Annotated in this window: 21 protein-coding genes; 12 read left to right on the top strand and 9 right to left on the bottom strand. The window is 29.6% G+C overall.

The window, feature by feature from the left end:
- Nucleotides 1-3: 3 nt before the first annotated feature.
- The gene (locus Q0881_RS00585; protein WP_299155965.1) at nt 4-426 is read right to left on the bottom strand and encodes a molybdenum cofactor biosynthesis protein MoaE; all 423 of its coding nucleotides are present in this window, start codon (nt 424-426) and stop codon (nt 4-6) included.
- Between the two features lie 77 nt (nt 427-503).
- On the opposite strand from Q0881_RS00585, the gene Q0881_RS00580 reads away from it, so the two are divergent.
- The 4 genes from Q0881_RS00580 to Q0881_RS00565 are packed head-to-tail and all read left to right on the top strand — an operon-like array spanning nt 504 to nt 4694.
- Entirely contained in the window at nt 504-2054 is a 1551-nt protein-coding gene (locus Q0881_RS00580) for a hypothetical protein (protein ID WP_299155963.1), read from the top strand.
- 9 nt (nt 2055-2063) lie between these two features.
- Nucleotides 2064-3251 (top strand): phosphoglycerate kinase, encoded by a 1188-nt coding sequence (locus tag Q0881_RS00575; protein ID WP_299155961.1) that lies wholly within the window; start codon nt 2064-2066, stop codon nt 3249-3251.
- Between the two features lie 6 nt (nt 3252-3257).
- On the top strand, nt 3258-3650 hold the full coding sequence (locus tag Q0881_RS00570) for a hypothetical protein (RefSeq protein ID WP_299155959.1): 393 nt from the start codon (nt 3258-3260) through the stop codon (nt 3648-3650).
- Nucleotides 3651-3653: 3 nt separating this feature from the next.
- Nucleotides 3654-4694, top strand: coding sequence for an NADP(H)-dependent aldo-keto reductase (locus tag Q0881_RS00565; RefSeq protein ID WP_299155958.1), 1041 nt, complete (start codon nt 3654-3656; stop codon nt 4692-4694).
- A 77-nt stretch (nt 4695-4771) separates the two neighbouring features.
- On the opposite strand, the gene Q0881_RS00560 is transcribed toward Q0881_RS00565, so the two are convergent.
- Together Q0881_RS00560 and trpS are read right to left on the bottom strand one after the other, a co-directional pair.
- Nucleotides 4772-5077 carry a DUF6370 family protein gene (locus Q0881_RS00560; protein WP_299155956.1) on the bottom strand — a complete coding sequence of 102 codons (306 nt, stop codon included), beginning with the start codon at nt 5075-5077 and terminating at the stop codon, nt 4772-4774.
- Between the two features lie 11 nt (nt 5078-5088).
- The gene (gene trpS, locus Q0881_RS00555; RefSeq protein ID WP_299155954.1) at nt 5089-6057 is read right to left on the bottom strand and encodes a tryptophan--tRNA ligase; all 969 of its coding nucleotides are present in this window, start codon (nt 6055-6057) and stop codon (nt 5089-5091) included.
- Nucleotides 6058-6151: 94 nt separating this feature from the next.
- Between trpS and Q0881_RS00550 the strand changes: the two genes are divergently transcribed.
- A complete protein-coding gene (locus tag Q0881_RS00550) occupies nt 6152-6946 on the top strand; it encodes a lysophospholipid acyltransferase family protein (protein ID WP_366139551.1) in 795 nt (264 codons plus the stop codon).
- The gene (locus tag Q0881_RS00545; RefSeq protein WP_299155952.1) at nt 6918-7559 is read left to right on the top strand and encodes a hemolysin III family protein; all 642 of its coding nucleotides are present in this window, start codon (nt 6918-6920) and stop codon (nt 7557-7559) included. The genes Q0881_RS00550 and Q0881_RS00545 overlap by 29 nt, the downstream gene beginning before the upstream one ends.
- Nucleotides 7560-7591: 32 nt before the next feature.
- Here Q0881_RS00545 and Q0881_RS00540 read toward each other — a convergent pair whose 3' ends face one another.
- Nucleotides 7592-8062, bottom strand: coding sequence for a CYTH domain-containing protein (locus Q0881_RS00540; protein WP_299155950.1), 471 nt, complete (start codon nt 8060-8062; stop codon nt 7592-7594).
- Nucleotides 8063-8162: 100 nt separating this feature from the next.
- On the opposite strand from Q0881_RS00540, the gene recO reads away from it, so the two are divergent.
- Genes recO through Q0881_RS00525 form a run of 3 tightly spaced genes read left to right on the top strand, consistent with a single transcriptional unit; the run spans nt 8163 to nt 11640 of the window.
- Nucleotides 8163-8885, top strand: a complete 723-nt coding sequence (gene recO, locus Q0881_RS00535) for a DNA repair protein RecO (RefSeq protein WP_299155948.1) — start codon at nt 8163-8165, stop codon at nt 8883-8885.
- A gap of 3 nt (nt 8886-8888) precedes the next feature.
- Nucleotides 8889-11354, top strand: coding sequence for a TonB-dependent receptor (locus Q0881_RS00530; RefSeq protein ID WP_299155946.1), 2466 nt, complete (start codon nt 8889-8891; stop codon nt 11352-11354).
- A gap of 10 nt (nt 11355-11364) precedes the next feature.
- Nucleotides 11365-11640, top strand: a complete 276-nt coding sequence (locus Q0881_RS00525) for a DUF3817 domain-containing protein (RefSeq protein ID WP_299155945.1) — start codon at nt 11365-11367, stop codon at nt 11638-11640.
- A 33-nt stretch (nt 11641-11673) separates the two neighbouring features.
- Here the strand turns inward: Q0881_RS00525 and Q0881_RS00520 are convergent, their stop codons facing one another.
- The 3 genes from Q0881_RS00520 to Q0881_RS00510 form a co-directional block, all read right to left on the bottom strand.
- Nucleotides 11674-11916: a MoaD/ThiS family protein gene (locus Q0881_RS00520; protein WP_299155943.1), complete on the bottom strand. Its 243-nt coding sequence runs from the start codon at nt 11914-11916 to the stop codon at nt 11674-11676.
- Nucleotides 11917-11925: 9 nt separating this feature from the next.
- Nucleotides 11926-14391: a DUF5686 and carboxypeptidase regulatory-like domain-containing protein gene (locus Q0881_RS00515; RefSeq protein ID WP_299155941.1), complete on the bottom strand. Its 2466-nt coding sequence runs from the start codon at nt 14389-14391 to the stop codon at nt 11926-11928.
- 134 nt (nt 14392-14525) lie between these two features.
- Complete coding sequence (locus Q0881_RS00510) at nt 14526-17126, bottom strand: AsmA-like C-terminal region-containing protein (protein ID WP_299155939.1); 2601 nt, start codon at nt 17124-17126, stop codon at nt 14526-14528.
- Between the two features lie 120 nt (nt 17127-17246).
- Between Q0881_RS00510 and queG the strand changes: the two genes are divergently transcribed.
- Nucleotides 17247-18173 carry a tRNA epoxyqueuosine(34) reductase QueG gene (gene queG, locus Q0881_RS00505; protein WP_299155937.1) on the top strand — a complete coding sequence of 309 codons (927 nt, stop codon included), beginning with the start codon at nt 17247-17249 and terminating at the stop codon, nt 18171-18173.
- Nucleotides 18174-18216: 43 nt separating this feature from the next.
- Here the strand turns inward: queG and Q0881_RS00500 are convergent, their stop codons facing one another.
- Together Q0881_RS00500 and Q0881_RS00495 are read right to left on the bottom strand one after the other, a co-directional pair.
- Complete coding sequence (locus Q0881_RS00500) at nt 18217-18843, bottom strand: PAS domain-containing protein (RefSeq protein WP_299155935.1); 627 nt, start codon at nt 18841-18843, stop codon at nt 18217-18219.
- A 105-nt stretch (nt 18844-18948) separates the two neighbouring features.
- A complete protein-coding gene (locus Q0881_RS00495; RefSeq protein WP_299155933.1) occupies nt 18949-19575 on the bottom strand; it encodes a PAS domain-containing protein in 627 nt (208 codons plus the stop codon).
- Nucleotides 19576-19716: 141 nt separating this feature from the next.
- Here Q0881_RS00495 and Q0881_RS00490 point away from each other — a divergent pair, with 141 nt between their 5' ends.
- Together Q0881_RS00490 and ruvA are read left to right on the top strand one after the other, a co-directional pair.
- On the top strand, nt 19717-21999 hold the full coding sequence (locus Q0881_RS00490; protein ID WP_299155931.1) for an NADP-dependent malic enzyme: 2283 nt from the start codon (nt 19717-19719) through the stop codon (nt 21997-21999).
- A gap of 80 nt (nt 22000-22079) precedes the next feature.
- Complete coding sequence (gene ruvA / locus Q0881_RS00485; protein WP_299155929.1) at nt 22080-22661, top strand: Holliday junction branch migration protein RuvA; 582 nt, start codon at nt 22080-22082, stop codon at nt 22659-22661.
- Nucleotides 22662-22666 lie beyond the last annotated feature (5 nt).

Here is a 22666-nt window from a genome sequence, read left to right as displayed (position 1 = left end):
GAATTAAGGATGTGCGTTTACCCAAACTTCACCATCTTCAAAATATTCTTTTTTCCAAATAGGAACCGTTTCCTTTAAGGTGTCAATTGCAAATTGACAAGCATCAAAAGCAGCTTTTCTATGAGGAGAAGAAACTGTAATAATAACCGGAATATCTTCTATTTGTAACAAACCTTCAGCGTGGTGAACTGCAATCTTTTTAATAGGAAATTTATCCAAAGCTAAATCAGCAATCTTCTGCATTTCTTTAATAGCCATAGGTTTGTAAGTAGAAAAATCTAATTGAGTAACATTTTTATTTTTAGTAGCGTTTCGAACAGTACCAACAAAAACAGCAATACCACCACAAGAAGGATGCGTTACAAAATCGTAACATTCTTGTAAATTTAGTTTTTCAGAAGCTATTTTTATAGAAGAGTTTTCCATATTGAGCAGAATAAGATTAAATGTATTGCTAAAATATAGTATTTTCGGCAACTTAAAATTATTAAAATATTATTGCTATGAAAAAAATACTCTTTTTATTTTTTATAACCTTTTTTGTTTCAAAAATAAAGGCACAAGAAAGCTCAATAGATGTTACGTTATTTAAAAGTAAAGTGCTAAAAGAAAAAAAATCGAATGTCTTAAGAACTATTTTTAAAGATGAATCAAATACACTATATATTATAAGAACTTCAGAAAATGAAAAGTATTTTTATATAGATGTTTTTGATAATGATTTTAAACAAATAAACTCTTTTGAACACAAAATAGAAAAGAGACATAAGATTTCTGGAGGTTTTTTAAATGGTAATACTTTAGGTTTTATTGAGTATTATAAGAATAGAAAAGAAAAAAAGATCGAAGCTTATTTATATACTTCAAAAAAAGAGAAGCTTGAATTTACGAAAAGAAAAATTTTTGAAGTTACTACCGATAGATATCCATCTTTTTTTGGATCTATTTTTTCAGGGTCTAAAATAGATAAAGATTTCGAAGGGAACATGTCTTTTTCAAAATCAGGAAAATACAATGTATTTAATATAGATTCTTCAGATAAAAAAAATGAACATCACAGTATAAAGGTTTTCGATGAAGACTTTAATAAACTATGGGAAAAAGAGTTTGAATTGCCTTATAAGGATAAACGATTCAAACTTCAGGAAGTTAAAGTATCTGATGAAGGAGAAGTATCTGTTTTAGGAAAAGTATATCCAAAGAAAAAAAAGAAAAAGAAAAAAGGTGGGAATTATCATTATGAATTATTTAAAATTACAAAAAGTAATGTAATATCAACAAAACTTTCGGTAGAAGATCATTTTGTAGCTACTTTAGAATTAGACTTTACTCCAGAAAATAAAATAAGTTGCATCGGATTTTATTCAAATAAAAATGAATACAGATTTAAAGGAGTGTGCTCTTTTATAATAAATCCAGAAGATATTAAAATAGAAAATTCAAAATTCTCTCCGTTTACAGAACAGTTCCTAACGGATAAATATGGTAAGTCAAAGGAAAAAGAGTTAAGAAACATTAGATTTAAAAATGTTTCATATCCAGAAGAAGGAGGTATGATTATTACTGCAGAAGAGTTTTTTATAACAACAACATACGTTCATAATCAATATGGAGGGTATACTAGAATATCATATAATTTTGATGATATAATTACATTAAAACTGAATGATGAAGGTGACCTTTTATGGGCAAGGAATATTAATAAAGCACAAACATCAGGCTATTTTTCAAATCCATTAATGTCTTTTGGTACAGCTCAATATGATAATAATGAGTATTTAATTTTGAATGCCCATAAAAAAATGGGAGAATTGTCTGGAGGAAGAATAAAATTTAGAGAAAGTTTTTTATGGAAAGCAACAAAAAAGAATACCAATTTATATATTGTTAAATTTGATGCTGATGGAAACTTTATTTATAAAACATTATTATCAAATAAAGAAGAAGAAGCACCTTTTAATTGCAGATATATAGAACAAGTTTCAGATAATGAGTTAATTTTATACGGTCAAAGAAAAAAGAAGAGACAATTTTTAAAAATAACAATCAACTAAATTTAAGTAATGAAAACACTTAACGATTTTAATTTCGAAAATAAGAAAGCATTAATTAGAGTAGACTTTAATGTTCCTTTAAATGATACTTTTCAAGTAACAGACGATACAAGAATACAGGCAGCAAAACAAACAATTATAAAGGTTTTAGAAGATGGAGGTAGTTGCGTATTAATGTCGCATTTAGGTAGGCCAAAAGGAAAGGAAGATAAATTTTCGTTACGTCATATTGTAGATAAGGTTATTGAAGTAATAGGAGTACAAGTTAAATTTATTGATGATTGTGTTGGAGATAAAGTAACAGAAGCTGTTACCAATTTAAAAAACGGAGAAATTTTATTATTAGAAAATTTACGTTTTTATTCAGAAGAAAAAGCAGGAAATGTAACTTTTGCAGAACAGTTATCAAAACTAGGAGATGTTTATGTAAACGATGCTTTTGGTACAGCACATAGAGCACATGCTTCTACCGCAGTAATAGCACAATTTTTTCCAGAAAATAAATGTTTCGGAAATTTGTTAGCAACCGAAATTGAAAGTATAGATAAGGTTTTAAACAATTCGGAAAAACCAGTAACAGCAATTTTAGGAGGTGCAAAAGTGTCGTCTAAAATAGGTGTGATTGAAAATATTATTGAAAAAGTAGACCATATTATAGTTGGTGGAGGAATGACATTTACTTTTATAAAAGCCTTAGGAGGAACTATAGGTAACTCACTAGTAGAAGAGGATAAGTTAGCTTTAGCTTTAGAAATTTTAGAAAAGGCAAAAGCAAATAATACTGAAATACATTTACCAGTAGATGCAGTAATTGCTGACGCTTTTTCAAATGATGCAAATACTCAAATAGTTGATACATCTAAAATTCCTGATGGTTGGATGGGACTTGATTGTGGACCTAAAACATCAGAGAAATTTGCAGAAGTAATCGCAAAATCTAAAACTATCTTATGGAACGGACCATTAGGTGTTTTTGAAATGGAAAAATTTGCAACAGGAACAATAGCGCTTGGAAATGCGATTGCCAACGCAACAGAAAATGGAGCATTCTCTTTAGTGGGAGGAGGAGATTCTGTAGCTGCAGTTAAGCAATTTGGTTTTGGAGAGAAAGTAAGTTATGTTTCTACTGGCGGAGGCGCTATGTTAGAAATGCTTGAAGGGCAAACTTTACCAGGAATTGAGGCTGTTTTAAATTAGTTTTTTGTGAAGAGTAAATTGTTATTAAGTGGTTTTTTAGTATTTTTCGTATCCTGTTTTTCAGATTATGATGGAGAATATTTTAATTCTCCATCTTTAAAATATAAAATTAAGGCAAAAGTCAATAGAACAAATAAAGAGGATGAAAATTATGCTTATGTAATGATTTATTTATATGATAAAAATTCTAATTTATTAGATAGTATTAACTCAAGAGCTGGAGATTTCAATAAATGGGCTTTAGGCTGGGGTGAAAAAAGCGATACAATTATTTTATATAGTAGTGATATTGGAAGTAAAGGATATTCAATAAAAGCTAATAAAATGGTGGCTTTAAAAAAAATTACAGAGAAAATAAATAAAAGGGCGGAAGTTATAAAGTATAACAGTTATAAATAGATTATGAAATACACAAAACTACCAAATACTGATATAAAAGTTTCTAAAATATGTTTAGGAACAATGACTTGGGGAAACCAGAATACTGAAGCTGATGGACATGAGCAAATGGATTATGCTTTAGAACAAGGAGTAAACTTTTTTGATACTGCAGAATTATATTCAGTACCAGCAACACCAGAAACCTACGGAGCAACAGAAAAAATTATAGGGTCTTGGTTTAAAAAAACAGGAAATCGTGATAAAGTAGTCTTGGCATCTAAAATAGCTGGAGGTGGAGATTATACAAAACACATACGCTCAGGAGGTTTTACCAAGAAAAACATCACAGAGGCAGTTGAAGGTAGTTTACAACGCTTACAAACCGATTATATCGACTTATATCAATTACATTGGCCATCAAGAGGAGTAAATTGTTTTGGAGTTCGTGATTACCCATACCAAACAGCAACTAAAGAAGCAGAGAATCATTTAGAAATAATAGAAACTTTAAACGACTTGATTAAGCAAGGGAAATTAAAGCAGATAGGATTGTCAAATGAAACTCCATGGGGAACCATGAAATACTTACAAACAGCAGAGCAAAAAGGTTTACCTAGAATGGTCACGATTCAAAATTCATATTCATTAATTCATAGAGGCTACGAGTATGGAATGTCTGAGGTATCTATGAGAGAAGATATTGGACTATTAGCATATTCACCATTAGCGCAAGGAGTATTGTCTGGTAAATATTTAAACGGACAAACACCTGAAGGAGCTAGAGGAACATTGTTCCCACGTTTTATAGCGCGCTATATGTCTGATGGATCTTTAAAAGCAGTAGAAGAATATCAGAAAATAGCAATAAAGCATGGATTAACGCTTTCAGAATTATCGTTGGCATATATTAATCAATTGCCTTTTGTAACAAGTAATATTATTGGAGCAACAAAAATGAGTCAATTAAAAGAGAATATCAATTCTATTAATATTGACTTAAGTAAAGAGATTTTAGCAGAAATTGAAGCAGTGCACACGGTTATTCCGAATCCAGCACCTTAGATTTTGAAATATCATATAAAAGTAAAAAACCGAAGCATATTACTTCGGTTTTTTGTTTTTACTATCTTTATATAAAGTTATTCAACTACTTTAAAAGAAGTCGCTATAAATCTATCATTTTCAACTTTTCCTGCAACTTCAACTTTTCTAATAACGTTACACAAGCCAATTTTTTCATCGTGAGCATCACCAAAATCATCAATTTTTGCACCATCAACAAAATAAGCTTTATCATCAACCTTAATAGCTAAATCACATCCCTTTTGGCTTTTTATTCCAAACTGACATTGGCCGCAAGAAGCTTCCGTTATAAATGTTTTTTCTTTTTGCTCTGCACAAGAAAAAAATAATACTAGACTACTTAAAATAAAAAAATATCTCATAATTACTGTTTTTAATATCCAACTTTAGTTCGAACTCTTTTTAAAACATCTTTAGCAATTACACGAGCTTTTTCTGCTCCAATGGCTAAAGCTTCATCAATTTCATTACGATTTTCCATATAATGATTGTACTTAGCACGAACATCTGAAAACTTTTCAAGAATTAGTTCGTATAGAGCTTGTTTAGCATGACCATATCCGTAGTTACCACCTTCGTAATTTGCACGCATCTCAGCAATTTGCTCATCAGAAGCTAATAATTTGTATAAAGCAAAAACATTATCGGTATCAGGATTTTTAGGGTCTTCTAGTGCTAAACTATCAGTTTGAATACCCATAATTTGTTTACGTAATTTCTTTTCTGGTAAAAAGATATCGATAAAATTATTTCTAGATTTACTCATCTTTTCACCATCAGTTCCTGGAACCAATTTAGTGTGTTCGTCAATTTTTGCTTGAGGTAAAATTAATGTGTCACCAATTACATTATTAACTCTACTAGCAACATCACGTGTCATTTCTAAATGTTGTAATTGATCTTTACCAACAGGCACCACTTCAGCATCGTATAATAAAATATCAGCAGCCATTAACATTGGGTAAGAAAACAATCCAGAATTAACATCAGATAACCTATCAGCTTTATCCTTAAAACTATGTGCTAAGGTTAAACGTTGGTATGGAAAATAACAACTTAAATACCAAGTTAATTCGGTAACCTCAGGAATATCGCTTTGACGGTAAAAAACAGTTTTAGAAATATCAATTCCACAAGCAAGCCAAGTAGCTGCAGTACTGTAGGTGTTTTCACGTAATTGCTTACCATCTTTAATTTGAGTTAAAGAATGCATATCAGCAATAAATAAAAACGATTCATTTTTAGGATCATTAGCCATTTCAATGGCAGGTAAAATAGCTCCTAATAAATTCCCTAAATGTGGGGTTCCTGTACTTTGTACTCCAGTTAAAACTCTTGACATATTTCTTCTTGAAATGTTTTTGTAGTTATTTAATAATACGAGCAAAAATAAGCTTAAAAATCATCAAACAAAAGAAATTACTACATTCGCAGTTATGATTAAATATTTACTATTTCCTTTTCGATTAATTTGGCGCTTATGGTTTTATGTATTGATTTTAGTTTCGGTGGTTATAATGTCGCCTTTTTTACTAATTTTAACTTCAAGTGAAAAGTATTACCCAACATTTTGGAAATTAATTAGGGCTTGGTCGTTCATTTTAATTTATGGAATGGGTTTTCGATTGAAAATTGATAGAGAGCAAGAAATTAAAAGGAATCAGAGTTATATGTTTTGTGCTAATCATGCATCATTATTAGATGGATGGGTAATGTGTGCTATGAGTAAAAACCCAATTGTATTTGTGGGAAAAAAAGAATTGGTAAAGATCCCAATTTTTGGATTTTTCTACAAAAAAGTGGTTATTATGGTTGACAGAAGTGATGCCGATAGTAGAAAACGAGTGTATGAGCAAGCAAAACGAAGACTTAAAAACGGAACGAGTATTGCAATTTTTCCAGAAGGAATGGTACCAACAGAAAATATAACGTTGGCACCATTTAAAAATGGGGCTTTTAGTTTAGCAATAGAGCACCAAATACCAATAGTACCCCAATTATATTTAGATTGTAAACGATTGTTTTCGTGGGATTTTTTTAAAGGCGCTCCAGGTACTTTTAGAGTTAAGCAATGTGAGTTTATTAATACAGAAGGACTTACAATGGAAAATAAAGACAATCTTAAGAAAAGAACTTTTGATGTTATGTACAATGAATTAATTGATGATGAGTTGTATATGAAAGATACAAATAGACCTAATAATGAGCGAGAATTTAAATCACCGTTATAGCGAAATAGAAGAGAAACTAAATGTTTTAACTCATGGTTTTGGGTTGTTATTAAGTTTTGTTGTATTTCCATTTTTAATATCCAAATCCATAGCATATAGTGGTTTTTGGAAAATATCTAGTTTTATTATTTATGGATTAAGTCTAATAGTATTATACGCAGCGTCTACTTTTTATCATGCTGCAAAAGCACCTAAATTAAGAAGAAGACTAAATATTTTTGATCATGCAGCTATTTATGTCTTAATTGCAGGAAGTTACACTCCTTTTTGTTTGATAGTTTTACCAGATGAAACAGGTTGGTACTTGTTTATTTTTGTTTGGCTATTTGCGTTAACTGGAGTTGTTCTAAAACTGTTTTTTACTGGGAAGTTTGATAAATTATCAACAGCATTATACTTAATAATGGGGTGGCAAGTAGTTTTTTTAATTAAACCACTAATGAATAATTTATCATCAGAAGGCTTGTTCTATTTAATGGCTGGAGGTGTTTTTTATACTGTAGGAGCATTATTTTATTCAATTGGAAAAATAAAATACAACCACGCTATTTTTCATGTGTTTGTACTCTTGGGAAGTTTTAGTCATTTCTTAACCATATTTTTTTACATTTAAAATATAGTTTAAAGGTTAAAATCACGTACTTATTACCACTTACAAAAAGGCTTTTTACTAAGGTTAGAATTGTAGTATTTTACAATCCCTGTAACTTCATTTCCTAGCCATTCGGGTTTAGTAAAACTTTCGTTTTCATTTTTAAGTTCCACTTCAGCAATTAGTAGCCCTTTATTATCTCCTAAAAATTCATCAACTTCAAACACATGTTCGTTTACTTTTACTAAATATCGATATTTTTCAATAATACCTTCCTCACATAGTTCTAATAAATTTTCAGCTTCAATTTTAGTAATTTCTTTCTCCCATTCAAATCGAGTGGTGCCACTTTTATTAGAAGCTCCTTTTATAGTTAAAAACCCTGTGTCGTTTTTAATTCGAACTCTTACAACACGTTCTTTTTTTGAATTTAAAAAGCCCTGTTTTATATAGCTCTTTTTATAAGCTTGTTGTTTGTAATTGTCGGAAGTTACTAGGAATTTTCTTTCTATTTCAAAAGTCATAAGAAGTTGAATCAAATTTGTACGAAAGTATCATTTTTGTTATTAATATTAAATATCTTTGATAAAGGTTTTAAAAATCAATTATTAAAATTGTTAATTAATGGCAATGATTACTACAAAAGCCATTGTTTTAAGTACTCTTAAATATGGTGATACAAGTTTAATTATAAAATGTTTTACTTTAGAAGAAGGAGTACGGTCTTATATGATTCGTGGAATTTTAAGTTCTAAACGAGGAAAATTAAAGCCAGCTTATTTTCAGCCCTTAACGCAATTAGAACTTACAGCAAATCATAATAATAAGAATTCTTTAAACTCTATAAAAGAAGCTCATGTAATTCATTCGTATGAGAATATCTACAAATCAGTAGTTAAACAAACTATAGTAATGTTTTTATCAGAAGTGCTGTCTAATATTATTCAAGAAGAAGAAAAAAATGAAATACTCTATAAATATATAGAAACGGGGCTTATTTGGTTAGATACTCATGATAATATAGCTAATTTTCACTTGCTTTTTGTGCTGAATTTATCGAGGTATTTAGGTTTTTACCCAGACTTAACTGAGTCTAATAAATTAGGATTTAGCTTATTAGAAGGGAGTTTTACAGATTCAACTTATGAAAAGTTAATAATCTCAGGAAAAGAATTAATTCTTTTTAAAAGACTGTTAGGCATAAATTTTGATGCAATAGATTCAATTTCGTACAATAAAAACGAAAGACAGGTGATACTGAGAATGATAATTCAATATTTTGAATTACATTTGGAGGGGTTTAAAAAACCTAAATCTTTAGACGTTTTAGAAACGGTGTTTAGTTGATATATGAAGCAAATTATAACTGTATTTTTTTTACTGATAATTGGATCAGTTTTTTCTCAAAACCTTACTGTAATTGATGCCGGAACAGGTAAGCCAATTGAAGGGGTAGCAGTATTTAATGAAAATAAAACAAAATCGGCAATTAGTAATATTGATGGAAAAGTAAATATTACAGAGTTTGAAAATAATGAAGTGCTTATTTTGTCGCATGTCGTTTATGCAGAATTTCAAGCAAAAAAATCAAATTTAGAAAAGAATGATTATCAGGTGTTTTTATCAAAACAGTCTGAACAATTAGATGAAGTGGTAGTTTCTGTTTTTAAAAGCAAAGAAAAAGCCAATAGAATAGCAGAACAAATTGCTGTAATTTCTTCAAGAGAAATTAAAAAAGTATCACCACAAACTTCAGCAGATTTATTAGCAAGTGTACCAGGAATTAAAGTTCAAAAGTCACAGTTTGGAGGAGGAAGTCCGGTATTAAGAGGTATGGAAAGTAACCGTGTTTTATTGGTAGTAGATGGAGTTAGAATGAACAATGCCATTTATCGTAAAGGACATTTGCAAAATTCAATTACGGTAAGTCCTAATTTATTGGAGAAAACTGAGGTAGTATTTGGTCCATCATCTGTAATTTATGGATCCGACGCTTTAGGAGGTGTAATTCATTATTATACAAAAACGCCAAAAATTTCTGATAAAAATGAAATTAAAGGCGATGCTTTTTTAAGATACAGTTCGGTAAATAACGAAGTTACTAATGCACTATCTGTTGAGTTGCAGTTTAAAAAATGGGCTTCTTTAACAAGTATAACACATAGTACATTTGGTGATTTAAAAATGGGGAAAAATCGTTCACATGGATTTGATGACTGGGGTAAAGTGTTTTTTTATTCAGACAATATGAATGGAAACTATAATGAGAATCCAACAGTAAATAACGACCCAAATCTTCAAAGAAACACAGGCTTTAGTCAAACAGATGTGTTGCAGAAGTTTTATGTTCCATTATCTAGAAATACTGATTTAAAATTTAATATTCAATATTCAACGTCTTCAGATGTTCCTCGTTTTGATAAATTAACCGAATTAAAAAATGGAAATCTTAAATTTTCAGAATGGTATTATGGTCCACAAACTAGATTTTTAGCGTCTTCACAATTAGAAATTAATCCGAAGAAAAAATGGTTAAATAATGGAGTTGTAACCTTAGCATATCAAAATATAAAAGAAAGCCGTATCCAACGAAAATTTGGAAGTTTAGATAGAACCTATAGAGAAGAAGATGTAGATGTATTTAGTTTAAATGGAGACTTTTCTATTTCTCTAGCTAAAAAAAGAAATTTAGGCTATGGATTTGAAGTTGCTTATAACGATGTTCAATCTAATTCATTTGGAAAAACGTTAAGGGTAAATAATAATAAAGTTATTGGGTTTAATGGAACTTTCCCTGTGCAATCTAGATACCCAGATGGAGGAAGTAGTTATTTTAGTTCGGCAGTATATGTTGATTATAGACAGGACATAACAAGTAACTCTACACTAAATACTGGAATTAGATTAACCAATACGAAATTACAAGCTAAGTGGAATAGTGAGGAATTTATAGTATTGCCAAATAATGATATTGGTTTAAATAATACAGCTTTAACTGCAACTATAGGTTATGTATATAAACCAACAAAAACATGGCAGTTAAATACGGTGCTATCATCAGGTTTTAGATCTCCAAATATTGATGATGTAGGTAAAGTAGGTGAAAAGAATGGAAATGTTACTGTGCCTAATGTCAATTTAAGACCAGAACATGCTTATAATGCTGAAATTGGAGCGCAAAAATATTTTAATAATAAAAAGTTTAGAATAGGTGCTAACATTTATTATACATTACTAAATAACTATATTTATAGAGAAGCTTTTGAATTAATCCCTGGAGATAAAACAATAAGCTATGATGGAGAAGATGGTAATATTGTAGCAAATGTAAATAAAGGACAAGCTTATGTTACTGGAGCAACTTTAAGTTATCAAGGAAAATTGTTTAAAAACTGGAATACTTCTGGTTCTTTAACCTATACTAAAGGAAGAGCATATGATACTAACTTGCCATTATCTTCAATTCCACCATTATTTGGTAGGTTTGAAATAAATTATTCAAACTTTAATTTTGAAGGCGGAGCAAATCTTGTTTTTAATGCTAAAAAAAGTATTGATGATTATAATATTGAAGAAGGCATAGATAATCATACACAAACTCCAATTGTAGATGAAAATGCTACTTTAGCTGTCGATAAATATTATGGGACTCCAGCTTGGATGACTGTAGGCGTTTTTGGAAAATATCAATTGAATTCGAATATTTCAATTCAAACACAAATTACTAATTTATTTGATATTCATTATAAAGAATTTGCTTCTGGTGTTTCTGCACCAGGACGTAATTTTTCAGTATCATTAACAACAAGTTTTTAAAAGAAGAAACATGATTAATTTATTCAAAATTGTAAGTTTATTAGAAGGGATATCATACATTTTATTACTTTTTATAGCCACACCAATTAAGTATTTACAAGATAATCCTGAGTATGTTAAAATGCTGGGAATGCCACATGGTTTACTATTTGTAGTATACATTATTATGGCAATTATGTTAAAGTATGAGTTGAATTGGAAAGGAAAAACTTTCGGAATTGTATGTTTATTATCAATTTTACCTTTCGGAACTTTCTTTGTAGGGAAGTATCTTAAAAGCGAATAGTAAGTTTACAAGAATATAATTTATGTATTAATATTACCCCCCACTAACAGGAGGTATAATCGCAATTACATCATTATCTTTTATAATAGTTTCATCAGAAGCATAGCTTTCATTAATAGCTACAGCATATGTGCTCATTTCTTTTAATGACTCATTCTTTGTTATAAGAAGTTCTTTAAAATTAGCTACTGAACAGTTAACAGGAAGTTCTATCTGTAAAGAAGAACTTCCTGTTAAATCAGTTGCAATACCAAAAAGTAATACATTAATATTCATATTACGAAATTACAATTTAATTCCGAATACTACTCTATTTTCATGACGTCCATTAAAGTTAGATCGAGCAAAATCTACGCGTAAAAAACGCCACTTACCAAATCCAATATTATCTAAGCCAATTGAATATTCAGAGTACGGTTTGTTGCCTCCAGTGAATAATCCTTTTGCACCAGTTACTAAATGAAAATTAAGCTTATTTAGAAGTGGAACTTTACTTAATAAAGCGCCTTTAAAATTATATTCTCCATGTAATTCACCATATTTATCATTTGTACTTAATTGGTAATATGGTAGCATATAAAAATTATCTAAATAATTGTCTTTAGGAGCTATTAACAGACGATTTCCGTTAAAATGAGCATAATCTATAAAAGGAATATCTTTCTTCTCTAAAAAGACGCCTCCTTTGGCTTTGTATTTAAATTCTCCCCAGTTGCCTAAAGATATTCGTTGGTTTAATTGCGAATAAATAACATCTGAATTCCATTCAGAATTTTCAGATCCAAAATTCTTTTTATACCCAATAAATAAAGAAGGATATTTTCCGCTACTTACATTGTATTTTCCGTTAGGATATGATAAAAATTTTTGACCAAACTGAATGTTTGCTCCAAGTGTAAACGACCACATTTTATGTGGAGTAAATGAAGAAGTGAAATTTGTTGGATCTTGTGGGTTGTTAGATGTATAATCTACATTGCTTTTAGGAAACATTACATAATCAGTAGTATTAAATAATGGTTTTCTATTAGCATATTCTAATGAAGAAGACATATGTAAACCATTAATTACTTCTTGTGAATAAGAAACTTTAGCAAAGTCTTTTTCATAAATTTTCATGTAGTTTCTTTCAAACAATACAGAACTAATAGTGTTCCAAAATTTAGATATAGGTTTCTTAGCATTAAATTGAACAGTTGTATTACCACCTGAAATATTTAAAATAGGTCTGGTTGTATTGTTCCATTTATAATAAAAATAACCAGTAGGTCTTATTTTTTTATCAGAAATACCATAATTAAAGTTAGTGCCAAAGCCATAGTGCTTCCCTTTTTTATTTAAGGTTTTATAATAGTTAATACCAACAGAGGTGTTCCATCCTTGAACTGTGTTAAAACTTATATCTTCAATAGGAGAAGAAAAACTTACACCCCATTTTTTATAGGTGTTGTTATAAGAATAACCAGAAAGAATATCTAAGATTTTAAACTTGTTTTGCTTGGTATCTACTGAGTCTAAATATTTTTTTGACTTACGTTTGGTTTTAATACTATCTTTTAATTTATAATCAGAAACTTCTTCATTGGTTAAAGTTACTGGACGAATTTTATTCCAATAAAGAGTATCTTTTTCTGTAGCGTTTTCTGCAAAAGACAAAATTTCACTTCCAAAATATTTATTAGTAAAATTAGGTTCAAAGTTATAGTTAGAATAAGCAGCAGAGAAGCGTCCGTTAAAATTTAAACCAAACATACCAGCTTTAAAATCTATAGTTTGTGTAACAGGGACCCAAGCTTCATTCTTAGTAGAATAATTATAGTTTTGTTTAATTTTTAAAGAATCTATCATAGGTATGCTAACTTGTGCTCCAGTAACAACTACATCGGCACCATAAATAGCCCAGTCATCTTCAACAATATAAATATAACCACTAAAAACACGGTCGTTTTTTCTTTTAGGAAGTAATTGGATTTTACTAATTAATTTACCGTTCTTATCATAAAAAGTTCCAGCTAATTTATAGTTATAGTAACCAAAAGCGCCATTTGCAATAGGAGAAACCATTTGAGCTTCTGCTAAATTAAAAGAGTTTTCGTAAAAATTAAAATTAACCTCTTCAGCTTGGTTAAAGCTAATGCCGTTATCACTACCCGATACTTTTGAAGCAATAATATGTTCTTTAAAGTTTTTTGGTTTTTTTTGAAAAGAAATCTTAGAAATAGTTTCAGATAAATATACAATTCCACTTCTTGTAGAGTCTAACCCTCCTCCCATGTCGCCAATTTCTTGACCTAAGAATTTCTTTGGTAGATTTTTTACTTTGAATAAACCACGAGAATAAAAATCAGCTTTGTATTGTCCAAACTTATCGGTATTCTTTCCTTTGCTAGCAATAGCATTTCTAATAATTTTATTAGCAGGGTTTTCTTTAGAAGAAACTAAAACTTCATCTAAAGCAACCTCTTCTTCAGAAAGTTGAACGCTTAAAGTAAATGGAAAAGTTGTTATAGTAACTTTCTTTTTTATTGTTTTATACCCTAAGATTTGATAAACTATAGTGTATTCTCCTTTTTTTCTTATTGTTAATTCATAATCACCATTATCGTTAGTAGTTGTTCCAGTAATAGAGTTTTCTAAATAAACACTAACAAAGGATAAAGGAGTGTTATTAGTACTGGTTACTTTTCCTCTAATTTGAGAAAAAGATACAGTAGTAAGTATTAAAAACAGTAGCGTAATTGTTTTTTTCATAGTTGGGTTTTATTGAAATTTAAAACAAACATATAGGATGCAAATTTCGATTTATGTTTATAAGCTGTTAAATAATTGACAAAGAATTACTAAAGTTATAGACTCAAATAGTTTATAAAGAGTTGCCTGAGTTTTTAATTACCCCCTTTTTTCTTTTTTTTCTTCCCAAATAATCCACCTAAAACATCGGTTACTTTCTTAACAGTCTTGTCAGTTTTACTACTTGACTTGTTCGTAGAATCCTTCTTTTTGTTACCTAATAAATTACCTAAAGTATTATTTATAAGATTGTCTTTTTGTTGTTGAACTAATTTTTGACTTAGTTTCGAAACTGAAGAAGATAAATCTGTTTTTATTGATGGACTTGACATGTTTCCAGTAAGATTTGCCGTAACAGGAACTGTAATATTTTGATCTTTTGCACTAAGTTTTGATAATAATCTTTGAACTTCGCTTCCTAAATATTTAGCAGGTACATCAAAAGTTACATTATAATTCATGTTCTGATCAAAACCGTGACTTCCTCCAATATTAATACCAATGTCTTTATATTTTAATTTAAAAGGAGATACTTGTACTTGTCCATTTTTAAAAGATAAATGTGTTTTTATATCAGTTAAGTCTAATTTGGTTAAATCGATAAAAGATAATTTATCATTTAATAAACTTAAAGCTTTTGTCTTTTCTGGATTAATCTTTGTTGTTAATAATTCAGCTAAAGCTTTACCTGAAATAGAAGTTAAATTTGGAGTGAAATCTTTGTTTAAATTCCCAGATAAGTTAATGTCTGAATTTAATTTACCATTCATTGCACCAGCAATTGGACTTAACGATTGTAGTAAGTCTAAACTATTAAATGATTGAGAAATGTCAAACGATTTAATTCCTAATTTTACGTCAAAAGTAGGTTGCTTTGGTTTTGTATTAACTTCACCATTCAAAGCAATTTTACCATTGAAAATGCCAGCATTTACATTTTGTAACGTAGCTTTTTCGTCTTTTAATAATAAAGTTCCTTTTACATTTTGCAATTTCAAATTATCGTAATAAACAGTTTTTGCATCAGCTAAAATTCTACAATCTAAAAAAGCAGGGATTTTTAAAGATTCTGTTGGTTTTTCTTCTTGTGTAGTATCTTCTTTCTTTTCTGTAGAACCAGTGTTTTCTTGCATAAAATCACTTACATAAAAAGAATTTGAATTTACTTTAAATGTGCCTTGTAGTTTTTTGTCTGAAAGTAAAAAACCTAATAAGTTCTGAATTTTACCAGTAGCATTTATATCACTTTTACCAGTGTTTGCATCAAATTTTGTTAAAGAAACTGTGGTAGGAGTGAAATCAATTTTGGTGTTTTTTATATTAATTGAGTTTACAATGTCTTTAGAAGAAAAAACAAAATCGCTAACTTCAATATGACCATTGTTTTTTATTCTATTTAAGTTGTTTTTTTCAATAGCTTTTACATCAAATTTAGTATGTAAGTTAGCTTTTAAAATTCCACTTAATTCATTTTCTAAATCAACAGGATACGCTTTGTTTATGTTTGCTAAATTTAAAGTTCCATTTAAAGTAGCATTTATTAATGGATTTGTAGTTAGGTTATAAACATTCCCTTTACCAGAAAAAGTATCTTCATCAATTTTAAAAGACAAACCTGCTATGTTTACAAAAGTATTTTGCGTCTTTCCTGTTGTATTTTTTATTTGAGCATCTATATTAATATTTCTTACACTTTTTGGTAAATCAGGATATTTAAAAGATGCATTTTCTGATTTAAGAGTAATATCTAATTTAGGAATTGTATTATCATCAATAATTCCATTAACCTTACCGTTTACACTAAAGTTACCAGAAGTTGTAACATTAGCAATGTTTTTTGTGTAAACTTCTGGGATTAAACCTAAAAAATTTTTAAAGTCAGATGAAGGTGTTTTAAAATTAATATCAACCTCTTGATTTGTCTTGTTTACTTTAACATAACCATCGAAAATTAAAGGTAAATTATTAAGTTTCGCCTCATTTTTTAAGAATGAAAATTTCTGATTGATTAAATCCATTCCTAAAATGGCATCCAATTGTATTTTTTGATTTTTTGCATAAGACGTGCCATCCATTCCAAAAGAAACTAATGTAGATGTTTTAGTATCTAATTCTGAATTTGATTGAGAAAAATCACCACTTCCTGAATGATTAAAATCATTTAATGAAAGGTGCATTTTTCCCTTTTCATCTTTATATTTAATAGTAGAATTAGATATTTTATAAGAATCTATTGAAAGTCCAAAGTCAGAAGAACTAGCTGTTTCAGCATCTGTTTCTTGTTTTACTTCCGTAGGTTTTGAAATATCGTAATTAGCATTACCATTTTTATCAATTAAAACATTAACCATTGCGTTATCAATAGAAAACGATTTTATGTTTAGTTGATCAGTGCTGCTTTTAAAAAGTTCAGTTAATCTTAAGTTTAAACGAATATCATTTGCATATAATAAGGTATCACCTTCAAAAGGTTTATTATTAATAACAGTGGTATTTGATAACTGAACTGATATGTTTGGAAAATTTCTAATTAAACTCAAGTTTGCATCACTAAAATCAACTTGAGCATTCACATTATTATTAACAGTTTGTTTTACCAAACCAATTATCTTGTCCTGAAATAATAAAGGAATACTTACAAGAATAATAAAGAATACTATTATAATTCCTAATGCTATTTTATAAATCTTTTTCATAATTAAAAAGGTTGATTTTATATACTAACGGACAAAGGTCTGTAATTATTTGTTAAACCAAAGTGAATAAAATGATAAAATAAAACTTTTGTTAATTTTGCACTAATAAATATATGTAGTTTGAATCAAAGACAGCAGTATTCTAAATTTATAAAAGAACAAGCAAAACGATTAGGTTTTTTAGCTTGTGGTATTGCTAAAGCCGATTTTTTAGAAGACGAAGCTCCTCGTTTAGAAGAATGGTTACATAGTAACAATCATGGAGAAATGAGATACATGGAAAATCATTTCGATAAACGTTTAGATCCGCGTTTGTTAGTGGATGGAGCAAAATCCGTAATATCATTATCATATAATTATTTTCCAGAAGAAGTCCAAAATAATGAAGCATATAAGATCTCTAAATATGCCTATGGACAAGATTATCATCATGTAATTAAAGAAAAATTAAAAGAATTATTATTGTTAATTAATGATGAAATTGGTGAGGTTTCTGGCCGTTGTTTTGTTGATTCTGCACCAGTGTTAGAAAGAGCTTGGGCGGAAAAAGCTGGATTGGGTTGGAATGGAAAACACACACTTTTAATACAAAAACAGCAAGGGTCATTTTTCTTTTTAGCTGAATTAATAATTGATTTAGAACTTGAATATGATGAGTCGTTTAAAACAGATCATTGTGGGCAATGTACCCGCTGTATAGATGCTTGTCCAACGCAAGCAATTTTGCCAAATAATACTGTAGACGGGAGTAAATGCATATCGTATTTTACTATAGAACTAAAAGATGCTATTCCAACTGAATTTAAAGGTATGAATGAAGATTGGATGTTCGGTTGCGATGTTTGTCAAGATGTATGTCCATGGAATCGATTTTCAAAACCACATTCAGAACCTTTATTTACACCACAAGAAAATTTGCTAGAAATGACACAACGAGATTGGCAAGAATTAACTCAAGAAACGTTTAGTAAAGTGTTTAAAAAATCTGCGGTAAAAAGAACTAAATTTTTAGGTTTAACTAGAAATATTTCTTTTTTAAGTGAATAATAAAACTATCTGAATTTATAATTCAGATAGTTTTTATCTCTTTTTAGAGAAAATCTCCAAAGAAAAACCAATTTAAACTTTTCTTAATTTTATTAGGTTGTTCTTCAGTTTTAGATTGAATGTTGTTTTTTTCTTTTAAAGATTCTTGTTCAAACAAATCAACAACAAATTCATCATAAGTTTTACCTTCTTCTTTCAAGTAAGCATCAAAATATAATTCACTAGCTTTTTCACCCTTTATTGTTTCAATATCTAATAGAGTTTTGTATAAAGGTTCTATCTTTTTTACAACGCTATCTGGTACAGCTTTTCTACGACCAGTGTATCCAGTAATTTCACCTTTGTCATTTTTGTCTATGGTAAAATCTGTAATTACCCAATAATACCTTCCGGTTCTAGTTAAGTTTTTTACAATAGCATGAAAGTTTTTTCCTTTTTTCAATGCGTCCCATAAAGTTTTAAAAGCTACTTTAGGCATATCTGGATGCCTAATTATATTGTGAGGTTCACCAATCAGTTCAATTTTATTGTACTCAGAAACTTCTTCAAAAGTATCATTCATGTATAAAATTGTACCGTGTAAATCTGTTTTACTTATAATAATTTTTTTTTTGTTCCATTTAACTTCTTCATTAATAGTGGTTGTTGGTCTGAGGGATATTTTTGTCATTTAGCTTTTATTTAGTCTAAACAAAAATAGTAAAACAAACAGAACAGCAACCTTAAATTTTAAATAAAAAGTTACTGTTTTATAGTTTTTGAGAAGTTTTAAAACTTAAAGAAAATCACCGAAGAAAAACCAGTTCAAACCTTTTTTTATTTTATTAGGCTCGTCTTCTTCTTTTGGAGTATTTATAGTTGCTTTTTCTTCTTTAGATTTTTCTTGTTCAAATAAATCAACAACAAATTCATCGTAGCTTTTACCAACTTCTTCTTTCAAATAAGCATCAAAATACAATTCACTTGCTTTTTCACCTTTTAAATTTTCTATATCTAAAAGTGTTTTATATAAAGGTTCAATTTTTTTAATTACACTGTTTGGTACCGCTTTTCTACGGCCAGTATATCCGGTAACTATACCTTCTTCGTTTTTGTCAATAGTAAAATCTGTAATAACCCAATAGTACCTACCTGTTTTAGTTAGGTTTTTAACAATTGCGTGGTAGTTTTTTCCTTTTTTCAAAGCATCCCATAATGCTTTAAAAGCAACTTTAGGCATATCAGGATGTCTAATAATATTATGCGGTTCACCAATTAACTCAATAGGGTTGTACTCACAAGTATTGGCAAAAACATCATTAGCATATAAAATAGTACCATAAGTATCTGTTTTACTTACAATGGTTTTAGTTTTGTCCCAATTGACTTCTTCGTCAATTATTTGACTTGGGGGAGTTTTCATAGTTTGAAAGTTTAGATTGAATAATACTGCAAAATTAAACTGAAAAATAAATGGCAACCATGACTTTTATCATGTTAGAAATTATTTTTACTAAATAACAAAAACGTATATTTGTAGGTTCAAACAAACAATATCAAACCTATGAGTGATTCTAGAAAAAGGCGAGAAGCTTTACTATATCATGCAAAACCAAAGCCAGGGAAAATTGCAGTGGTACCTACAAAAAAGTACGCTACCCAACACGATTTGTCTTTAGCATATTCTCCAGGAGTAGCAGAACCTTGTTTAGAAATAGCAAAAGATAAAAATAACGTTTATAAATACACAGCTAAAGGTAATTTGGTAGCTGTTATTTCTAATGGAACAGCTGTTTTAGGTTTAGGTGATATAGGACCAGAAGCATCAAAACCTGTGATGGAAGGGAAAGGGTTGTTGTTTAAGATATTTGCAGATATCGATGTTTTTGATATCGAAGTTGATGCAACTGATGTAGATAAATTTGTAGAAACAGTTAAAGCAATTGCTCCTACTTTTGGAGGGATTAATTTAGAAGATATTAAAGCACCTGAGGCTTTTGAAATAGAAAGAAGGTTAAAAGAAGAACTGGATATCCCAGTTATGCACGATGATCAACATGGTACAGCTATTATTTCTGCAGCAGCATTAAAAAATGCATTAGAAATTATAAAAAAGGATATTTCTAAGGTTCAAATAGTTGTTAATGGAGCAGGAGCAGCAGCAATTTCATGTACACGTTTATATTTAGCACTTGGTGCTAAACGAGAAAATGTTGTAATGTGTGATAGTAAAGGGGTAATAAGAAAAGATAGAGGTAATTTAACTTCACAGAAGGCAGAATTTGCTACAGATAAAGATGTAAATACTTTAGAAGAAGCAATGCATAATGCAGATGTTTTTATAGGATTGTCTAAAGGTAATGTTGTAACACCAGAAATGTTATTATCAATGGGTAAAGATCCTGTCGTGTTTGCTATGGCAAATCCAGAACCAGAAATAGGTTATGATTTAGCAATTGCAACTCGAGATGATATTATTATGGCCACTGGTAGATCAGACCATTCTAATCAAGTGAATAATGTACTTGGATTTCCATTTATTTTTAGAGGAGCTTTAGATGTTAAAGCAACTAAAATTAATGAAGAAATGAAGATGGCAGCTGTACACGCTTTAGCAGATCTAGCAAAGAAATCAGTACCTGAACAAGTGAATATTGTATATGATGAAGTGAGCTTGTCATTTGGTAGAGATTACATTATCCCTAAACCTTTTGATCCTAGATTAATATATGAAATTCCACCAGCGATAGCCAAAGCAGCAATAGAATCTGGAGTATCTCGAGAGCCAATTACTGATTGGGATAAGTACCGAGAGGAATTGATGGATCGTTCTGGAACAGGAAGTAAAGAAATACGTTTATTGCATAATAGAGCTAAAAAAGATCCTAAAAAAGTGGTTTTTGCAGAAGCAGATCATTTAGATGTTCTTAAAGCAGCTCAAAGGGTAAATGACGAAAAAATAGGAATTCCTATATTATTAGGGAGGAAAGAGGTTATTTTAGAATTAAAAAAAGAATTAGGATTTGATGCTGATGTTCTTATTATTGATCCTAAAACGGATGTAGAAAAAGAAAGAAGAGATCGCTATGCAGAAACTTTTTGGAAAACACGTCAACGTAAAGGAATTACATATTTAGAAGCTCAAAAATGGATGCGCGAGCGTAATTATTTTGCAGCTATGATGGTAAATACAGGTGAAGCAGATGCATTAATAACAGGGTATTCAAGATCGTATTCATCAGTGGTGAAGCCAATGTTGAAGTTAATTGAAAAAGACAAAGGGGTTACTCGTGTTGCCGCAACAAATATGATGCTAACCAAGCAAGGACCGATGTTTTTAGCAGATACAACTATAAATATAAACCCTTCAGCTAAAGATTTATCAAAAATTAGTCAGTTAACATCAGCATTAGCAAAAATGTTTGGAATGACACCACATATAGCAATGTTAGGTTTTTCAAATTTTGGATCATCAATATCTGAAACATCTGTAAAAATTAGAGAAGCTGTTTCTTATATCCATCGTCATAATCCGAGTGTAATTGTAGATGGAGAATTACAAGCTGATTTTGCTTTAAACCCAGAGTTATTAGCAAAAGAGTTTCCTTTTTCAAAATTAAACGGTAAAAGAGCAAATATTTTAATTTTTCCAAATTTAGAATCGGCAAATATTACCTATAAATTAATGAAGCAAGTTGATGGAGTAGAGTCAATTGGGCCTATTTTGTTAGGAATGAGCAAGCCAGTTCATATTTTACAATTAGGAGCTAGTGTAGATGAGATGGTAAACATGGCAGCTGTAGCTGTTGTTGATGCTCAAAACAAGGCAAGAAAACATAAGAAATAAATTAAGTTTAAAGTCTTGATAAATAAGGTTTTCAAAAAGAAATATTTTTATCTATTTTAGACATCTAGAAAATCAGTTGAATGATTACACAGATTAAGGGGAAACTTGTTGAAAAAAATCCAACATATGCAGTAGTTGACTGTAATGGAGTTGGGTACTTAATGCATATTTCTTTAAATACGTATTCATCTTTACCAAATGATGAAAATGTATTACTATATACTCACTTGTCAGTGCGTGAAGATGCACATACTTTATATGGGTTTTCAAATAAAGTAGAGCGAGAAATATTTCGATTATTAACCTCAGTTTCAGGAGTTGGTCCTAGCACAGCTAGAACAATGTTATCTTCTATGACATCAGAAGAAATACAGCAAGCAATAGCTTCAGAAAATGTGAAACTGATTCAGTCGGTAAAAGGAATTGGAGCTAAGACAGCTCAGCGTGTAATTGTTGATTTAAAAGACAAAATGCTAAAAACGTTTGATTTAGATGAAGTTTCGGTTGTACAAAACAATACAAATAAAGAAGAAGCGTTATCTGCATTAGAGGTTCTTGGCTTTGCCCGTAAACAAGCTGATAAAGTAATTGGAAATATATTAAAAGAAACACCTGATGCTAGTGTTGAAAAGCTAATAAAACAGGCGTTGAAAAACTTATAGACAAG

The organism is uncultured Tenacibaculum sp. (assembly GCF_947494125.1).
In the GTDB taxonomy this organism is placed as follows: domain Bacteria; phylum Bacteroidota; class Bacteroidia; order Flavobacteriales; family Flavobacteriaceae; genus Polaribacter.
Note: the sequence above shows the minus strand (reverse complement) of the source record. Positions and strands in the feature narration are given on the sequence as shown.